This is a genomic window from uncultured Ralstonia sp., from assembly GCA_913056305.1.
Lineage (GTDB): Bacteria > Pseudomonadota > Gammaproteobacteria > Burkholderiales > Burkholderiaceae > Ralstonia.
Window position 1 is genome coordinate 61,077 of the sequence record CAJXMR010000006.1, and the last position, 6,961, is coordinate 68,037.

Here is a 6,961-nt window from a genome sequence, read left to right on the forward strand (position 1 = left end):
TCGTATTGTGATAGTACAAAATTCGCCGACACACTTACAACGATCAAAAAACACAGGAGGAGATCGATGAAGGCGAAGTGGCTTGCCGCGCTGGGCGTTCTGTCCAGTTCGGCCGCGTGGGCGCAGTCGAGCGTCACGCTCTATGGCGTGGTCGACGCGAACGTGGAATACACCACGAACAATCGGGGGGCGAACTCGACTTCAGGGGCGTCCCGGTGGGCAGAGCAGTCCGGCGGACTCTCGCCGAGCCGGTGGGGCATGCGCGGGGCGGAAGACCTGGGCGGCGGCAACAAGGTCGTGTTCGCCCTGGAAAGCGGCTTCGGGCTGAATAGCGGCACGATGCAGCAAGGTGGCCGCTTGTTCGGCCGGCAGGCTTGGGTAGGCCTGGAAGGGCAAGGGCAGCGGTTGACGCTGGGCCGGCAATACACGTCGCTCTTCGATATGTTGGCAAACTTCTCGCCGACCTCCTATGCGGGCCAGTATGAGCCGGTGATCGGCTTGCTTGGACCCAGCCTGCGGGAAGACAACATGGTCAAGTATCGCGGATTGTTTGGCCCGCTCACCGCAGAGGCGCACTGGGCATTCGGAGGGCAACCCGGCGCGGCGGCTGGTTCCTCTGCGTATGGCGCTGGCATGGATTACACCTTCGGGCCGCTGGAACTGGCCGCCGCCTACGACGAGCTTCATGGCCCGCGCACGGCGAGCGGCTATGGCGTCGCCCGCAAGGTCTTTGCCGGTGCGCGTTACGGGATTTCTGACCGCACGGTGCTGCTCGGGGGATTCCGTTACGGGCGCAACGACATGCCGGCCGTTGGTCAGATCACGCGCGACAACCTATGGTGGTTCGGTGTGCGGCAAGACGTGACCGACAAGATCTCGCTGATCGGCGCGCTCTACTACGACAACATCAAGCACGCCACCATTGACGGCGTGGAATCGAACCCGAAGAAGCCTTGGCAACTCTCGCTGATCGCGTCGTATGCGCTATCCAAGCGCACGGACGTGTATGTCACGACCGCGTACACCAAGCATTCGGCGCTGGATTTTGAGAACTACAACGGCGCCGGTGCGGCGTACACCATCGCCGCGACCGCTGACAGCCAGTTTGGCGCAGCGGTCGGCATCCGTCACAAGTTCTGACTGGCTTGAGCACGCCGGGTCGTCGGCCCGGCGTCTCGCTGCAACGCCGCCGATTGGGATTGCAGCGGCAAAGTCCGCCGGCGCATAGACTCGACGGTTCGGTCAGCTCGCGGCGTTCTTCTCGACTTCGGCCGAAATCCGTTCCGTCACGACTTTCAGAAGCTCCAGCAGCTTCTCATGGTTCATGAATTCGAACCGCCGCAACGGAATGACCAGCGCCAGCGCGCCGATGGCCTGAGGGCCGTCCGTGAACAGCGGCGTGGCGATTGCGCAGACGTTCGCTTCGAGTTCGCCCTTCGAGATGTAGTAACCCGCTTTGCGCGTGGGCTGCAGGGCATTCCAGAACTCTTCGGCCGTCGATCCCATCCCGGCTTCACGGATGGGCTTCTGGTACTTTTGAAAGAGCCGGCTCAGCTTGGTGCGCGTCATGGTCGACAGGATGACCTTGGGCGCGGCGCCCTTGAACAGCGGGCGCGGGCGCCCACGGCCGTATGCGAGCCTGAGCCCGTCCGCGCCGAATTCGTGGTGCGTATCGACGATCTCCTCGTCGAAGATCCGTGTCATCACGCAATCGCAGCCGGTTTGGGTGGACAGCTCGCGCATCAGCGACTGCCCGGCTTTGAAGAACGGGTCGACGGTCCGCAACTGATAATCCAGCGTCATGATGCGCGGCCCGAGCGCGTAGCTGCCGTTGCCCAGGCGCAGCAGCAATCCGGCGGTGACCAGCTCACGCAGATAGCGGTATCCGGTTGGGGCGGAACAACCCAGCCACTCGCAGATCGCCTCGGAAGACCAGGTGGGCTTCTCGACCGTAAACAGATCGAGAATGGAAAGCATCTTCGACAGACTGGACATGGCGGATTGGCGGCGCGATTGACGATGGGCTGCGGAAAATCCCGCTATTTTAGCGGCTGGGCACGCAACGCCATCGCACCGCAATAGGCGTGCAAGCCGTGCAGTCCGTTAGGCCAGCGGCATGGAGCTCGCTAACCGCCGGCTCTAGGCGTCCGACGCAATGACGTCGAGCAGGATCTTGCCGGCCACGTCGCCAGTCTCGAGCGTCCGATGCGCAATGTGAGCGTCTTCCAACGCGTAGCGTGCGGCAATCACCGGACGCACGCGACTGCCAAGCAGCGGCCAGACATGCTCGTGCAGCAGTTCACCAATCTTGCCCTTTTCAGCATCGGGAAGCGGCCGGAGCAACGATCCGGTGACCGCCCCTTCCTTGCGCATCAGCTCGCGCAAGGGCACGCAAAGGTCCGCGCCGTTCCCAGGAGAAAGGTGCACGATACGCCCTCGCCGGGCAAGCGCCTCAACGTTCTGGTGCCCATATTGCGTGCCGGCCATGTCGAGGATGACATCCACGCCCTGTCCGTCGGTGGCTTCGAGCATGGCTTGTTCAAACAGCGACACGCGATAGTTGAATGCCCGGGCTGCGCCAAGCGATTCCGCGATCGCGCATTTCTCGTCGGAGCCGCAGGTGGTGAATACCTGGAAGCCCAGCGTCGTCAACACCTGGATCGCCAGCGTGCCCACGCCGCTCGTTCCGCCATGGATCAGAATGCGCTCCCCTTGCTGCAGCCTGGCGACGTTGAAGAAGTTATGCCACATCGTGAACAAGGCTTCAGGCAGCGCGGCCGCATCCTGCAGCGCAATGCCGACCGGAACGGGCAGCACCTGGCGAGCGTTCGCAACTACAAACTGCGCATAGCCGCCACCATTGACGAGCGCGCAAACACTGTCTCCGGGCTGTACGCCGGTCACGCCCGCGCCTGCGGCGACAACCTTGCCAGAAACCTCGAGCCCGGGAATCGGGCTATGGACATTGTCGGGGCCGCGACGACGCTGATTGACATCATGCCGGTTCACCCCGGCGGCGGCGATTTCGATCAATACCTCGTCCGGGCCGCATGTAGGGATGGGAACGCGGCGTGGCCGCAAAACCTCTGGGCCGCCGGGCGCGCTGATGTGGATAGCCAGTTGCATGGTCGAGTCTGGATGCCAGCTCATGACGTGATTGGATGAGAAATGCCTACTCTGCGCGCCGCGTGGAGTGCTGATGGAGTAACTGCCAAGCGACGCCGAATGGCCGCCAGATCTGCGTCGTGTAGGAGCGAACTTCGATGCGCTGGCCCTCAGCGCGCCGCTCCAAGATTTGATCTAGCGGGCCGCAAACGAGGATGGCGGCGCCGACGTGCTTGAAGGCAGGCGCCGAGGGCCGATGGATATCCAGCGTGCGCACCTTTTCAGCCAGAAAGGCCAGGTAGCCCGCTTTGTCGTGCGCGTAGCCGTTCGAGTGGACAAACAAGAGATCGTCCGACAACAGGCTTGCCAGTCGCTCGTAATCCTCGCCCAGCATGGCATCGCATCGGGCTTGATCTAAGCGCTGAATACGGCGTTGAACTTCGGTTTGCATGGTCTCTCGCGAATGAGCCGATGTGAAACACGCTGGCGGCGGGCTCGTCAAGCCAGGCCCATCTTTCTCGCCATGCGCGCTTGCCATGCGCTTCGCGGCTCGAAGCCGGGAAGGGAGCGCGCATGTTCCTCGATCCGCCGCATCAGCACGTCGTCCGGCTGTGCAAAGTCGACCGGAACACGCATCGGCTGACTGACGTACCAGGGCGTGTCGACAAAGAGCTCCAGCCGATTGCCTTCCGGGTCGCGTGCATACACGGAGACGGCGTTCCCGTGGGTAATCGGATGAATGTCGGTTGCGCCCGCCCCGGCCAGGCGCGCATGCAGGTCGCGCAGCGTGGCTAGGCTGTCGGCGCGCAACGAGATCTGGTTGATGACGTTGAAGGGGACATGTTCCGGGCGGCCCGTGGCCAACACGATCTGGTGATGTTCAGCTGGGTCGCGGCTGAGGAAGACCAGTTCAACCGGCCCCGAAGGGCCTTCAAGCTTGCCCGCGTCCGTGATCGCGAAGTCGAGCAGCTCCGCATAGAAGCGCGTCATGGCTGCCAGGTCCTGCACGTATATGCCGACATGGCTGAAGGCGAGGCCTTTTCGCATCATCCGTCTCCTTTTGTATCCGAATGCGATAACGATACTCAATTTGTTTGACAAAACTCAATACACAAATATACTACTATCACATTGTGATAGTCAAAAAAACTTGGAGACGAGATGCTTTTCGATGTTGCCGTCGTCGGGATGGGTCCGGTAGGGGCCACCCTCGCCAACCTCTTGGCCCGACATGGCCTGACCGTAGTCGTTCTGGAGCGCGAGGCCGCGCCTTTCCCCTTGCCCAGGGCAGTGCACTTTGACGCCGAATGCATGCGCGTCTTTGATGCGATTGGCGTCTCGACGGAAGTCGCAAGCGCTTGCCACGTGTCGCCGGGCATGAAGTTCGTCAATGCTGAAGGACAGCTCCTGGTGGACTGGCCCCGGCCGGACGGCGTGGGTCCACAAGGCTGGCACTCCAGCTACCGATTCCATCAACCCGACCTCGAACAGACCTTGCGTCGGGCTCTGTCGCGGCAGCCTGCGGTCTGCGTCAGGACGCGCTGCGAGGTGTACGCGATCGAAGAAGGGCCGAGCCACGTCACCCTCCGCTTCGAAGACCTGGCGTGCGGCAAGCTGAGTGCGATCGACGCCGCATACGTAATCGGTGCCGATGGCGCGCGATCGCTTGTCCGGCGCCTGATCGGAAGCGAGATGGCCGATCTCGGCTTGCACGAGCGCTGGCTCGTCTTCGATGCCGTCCTGAAGCGTCCGTGGTCCGTGCTGGGGGACCATAGCGTGCAGTTCTGTGATCCGTCGCGTCCGGCCACCTATGTGCGTGGGGTCGGCAACCGCCGCCGATTCGAGATCATGCTGAGCACCGAAGAGGACGCGGCTGAAATGGCGCGCCCGGAAGCCGTATGGTCGCTCATCCAGAAGTGGATGACGCCCGAAGATGCCGATCTGGAGCGGGCCGTCGTTTACACCTTCCACGCGCTGGTCGCGCATCGGTGGCGCAAGGGTCGGCTGCTGCTGGCGGGCGATTCTGCGCATCAGACGCCGCCTTTCCTCGGGCAGGGGCTATGCGCGGGCATTCGTGATGCGGCAAACCTCGCGTGGAAGCTGGCGGCCGTTCTCAAGCATAGGGCCTGCGAGACGTTGCTCGACACCTATCAGGAAGAGCGCGCCCCGCACGTAAGTGAATTCATCCGTCTTGCGGTCGAACTGGGCGGCATCATCCAGGCGCGCGATCCGGCTGCAGCGGCCGAACGCGACCGCAAGCTGGCGGCCGCCCCGCGCCAAATGCAGAGCCTGAACCCTCGCCTGGGCAATAGCGCGCTTCGACATTGCGAACACGTCAGCGGGACAGTCTCTGTCCAGCCGGAGCTGCGTTCCGGCATTCGGCTCGATACGCATGCCGACTGCAACTTCGCTGTGCTGACCAAGCCGGGCTTGCTTGGCGAGCGCCAGCGCGACGGCCTCCAAGAGCTGTGCTCGTACCCAGTCACGGTCATCCAGGACGACAGCCCGGAAACCATCCAGTGGCTCGATGCGTTGGGCGCGGCTGCCGTGGTGATTCGTCCGGATCGATACGTGTTCGGCACGGCATCAACGCCGGCGCAACTGCAGGCTTTGCTTGTTCGACTGGACGAGATCCTGCAGGGAGCCGCGGCCGCAGTCACGGTTGAATGACCCGAAACCTCTTCCAGCGCTCCCGACCAGTGGCGGTTTGCCGCGGGCTGGAGACCTGATCCCCTTACCCACTCAAATCTCAAGCAGGAGTCCGCAATGAAGTTCATCAGCTTTTCCCGCCAAGGCAAGAACAGCTTTGGCGCCGTTCTTAACGAGGGCGTTGTCGATCTCGGCGCTCGCCTGAACTTGACCGACCTGGGCGTCGCGCTGCGTCGCGACGGCATGGACGCGCTCAAGAACACTGCCGTCAAGTTCGACGCGGATTTTTCGCTGCAGGAGATCGACACCTACCGCCCGGTCGTGGCGGACCCGGACAAGATCCTGTGCGCGGGCCTGAACTATGACGAGCACGTGCAGGAAACGAAGAAGCAGCGCACCGACTATCCCACCATCTTCATGCGCGTCACCACTTCCCAAGTGGGTCACCAGCAGCCGATTCTGCTACCGCGCGAATCGGAACGGCTCGACTATGAAGGCGAAATTGCGGTGGTCATCGGAAAGGGCGGCCGCCGCATTTCGGAAGACCGCGCCTTCGCGCATATCGCAGGCTTCTCCTGCTACAACGACGGCAGCATCCGCGACTGGCAACTGCATACGTCGCAATGGGGCCCGGGCAAGAATTTCGAGGCGACCGGCGCGTTCGGCCCCGCACTCGTGACCACCGATGAGATTGGCGAGAACGAAGTACTCGCGCTCGAGACGCGCCTGAACGGCAACGTCATGCAGCACGCGACCACCGACATGCTGATCTTCTCCATTCCCACACTGATCGCCTATTGCTCGAGCTTCATCACGCTCGCGCCCGGCGACGTAATTGTGACGGGCACGCCAGGCGGCGTCGGCGCCAAGCGGAACCCGCCCGTCTTCATGAAGGACGGCGACGTTGTCGAGATCGAGGTGAGCAAGCTCGGCGTGCTGACGAACCCGGTTCGTGCCGAGTAGAAAGACTCGGCTTGGAGGAGACCATGATGAAAACAAAAAAGGAACACATCCCTCATGACGCTACGCCAACAGCGGCAGCGTATCCCGGCCAAGCCATCGCGCTTGGTCGCGTAGCTCTTCGGTAGAAGCGAGTCAGGACGTGCCCGTACCGCGTGACGGGCATGTTTTGCTCAGACCCGTTGCGCCGAATGTTGATTTGCACGGAATCCTGACCCAGGATTTGCATCGAAAACTGACCCACCCC

At 62.6% G+C, this 6,961-nt stretch carries 7 protein-coding genes; 3 read left to right on the top strand and 4 right to left on the bottom strand.

The window, feature by feature from the left end:
- Positions 1-66 precede the first annotated feature (66 nt).
- A complete protein-coding gene (locus tag QZ609_RS02210; protein ID WP_295490458.1) occupies positions 67-1,140 on the top strand; it encodes a porin in 1,074 nt (357 codons plus the stop codon).
- 102 nt (positions 1,141-1,242) lie between these two features.
- On the opposite strand, the gene QZ609_RS02215 is transcribed toward QZ609_RS02210, so the two are convergent.
- The 4 genes from QZ609_RS02215 to QZ609_RS02230 form a co-directional block, all read right to left on the bottom strand.
- The gene (locus QZ609_RS02215; protein WP_295490461.1) at positions 1,243-1,995 is read right to left on the bottom strand and encodes an IclR family transcriptional regulator C-terminal domain-containing protein; all 753 of its coding nucleotides are present in this window, start codon (positions 1,993-1,995) and stop codon (positions 1,243-1,245) included.
- Between the two features lie 144 nt (positions 1,996-2,139).
- Positions 2,140-3,126, bottom strand: coding sequence for an NAD(P)H-quinone oxidoreductase (locus QZ609_RS02220; RefSeq protein ID WP_295490465.1), 987 nt, complete (start codon positions 3,124-3,126; stop codon positions 2,140-2,142).
- A gap of 46 nt (positions 3,127-3,172) precedes the next feature.
- A complete protein-coding gene (locus tag QZ609_RS02225; protein WP_295490467.1) occupies positions 3,173-3,556 on the bottom strand; it encodes a DUF4440 domain-containing protein in 384 nt (127 codons plus the stop codon).
- 47 nt (positions 3,557-3,603) lie between these two features.
- A complete protein-coding gene (locus tag QZ609_RS02230; RefSeq protein WP_295490469.1) occupies positions 3,604-4,152 on the bottom strand; it encodes a VOC family protein in 549 nt (182 codons plus the stop codon).
- Between the two features lie 114 nt (positions 4,153-4,266).
- Between QZ609_RS02230 and QZ609_RS02235 the strand changes: the two genes are divergently transcribed.
- Together QZ609_RS02235 and QZ609_RS02240 are read left to right on the top strand one after the other, a co-directional pair.
- The gene (locus QZ609_RS02235; RefSeq protein WP_295490472.1) at positions 4,267-5,775 is read left to right on the top strand and encodes a bifunctional 3-(3-hydroxy-phenyl)propionate/3-hydroxycinnamic acid hydroxylase; all 1,509 of its coding nucleotides are present in this window, start codon (positions 4,267-4,269) and stop codon (positions 5,773-5,775) included.
- A gap of 96 nt (positions 5,776-5,871) precedes the next feature.
- Positions 5,872-6,717 (top strand): fumarylacetoacetate hydrolase family protein, encoded by an 846-nt coding sequence (locus QZ609_RS02240; RefSeq protein WP_295490475.1) that lies wholly within the window; start codon positions 5,872-5,874, stop codon positions 6,715-6,717.
- Positions 6,718-6,961: the final 244 nt, after the last annotated feature.

Bases quoted from the DNA above. Each gene is read 5' to 3' on its own strand.
- QZ609_RS02210 (WP_295490458.1), top strand. From the start codon at position 67: ATGAAGGCGAAGTGGCTTGCCGCGCTGGGCGTTCTGTCCAGTTCGGCC.
- QZ609_RS02215 (WP_295490461.1), bottom strand. From the start codon at position 1,995: ATGTCCAGTCTGTCGAAGATGCTTTCCATTCTCGATCTGTTTACGGTC.
- QZ609_RS02220 (WP_295490465.1), bottom strand. From the start codon at position 3,126: ATGCAACTGGCTATCCACATCAGCGCGCCCGGCGGCCCAGAGGTTTTG.
- QZ609_RS02225 (WP_295490467.1), bottom strand. From the start codon at position 3,556: ATGCAAACCGAAGTTCAACGCCGTATTCAGCGCTTAGATCAAGCCCGA.
- QZ609_RS02230 (WP_295490469.1), bottom strand. From the start codon at position 4,152: ATGCGAAAAGGCCTCGCCTTCAGCCATGTCGGCATATACGTGCAGGAC.
- QZ609_RS02235 (WP_295490472.1), top strand. From the start codon at position 4,267: ATGCTTTTCGATGTTGCCGTCGTCGGGATGGGTCCGGTAGGGGCCACC.
- QZ609_RS02240 (WP_295490475.1), top strand. From the start codon at position 5,872: ATGAAGTTCATCAGCTTTTCCCGCCAAGGCAAGAACAGCTTTGGCGCC.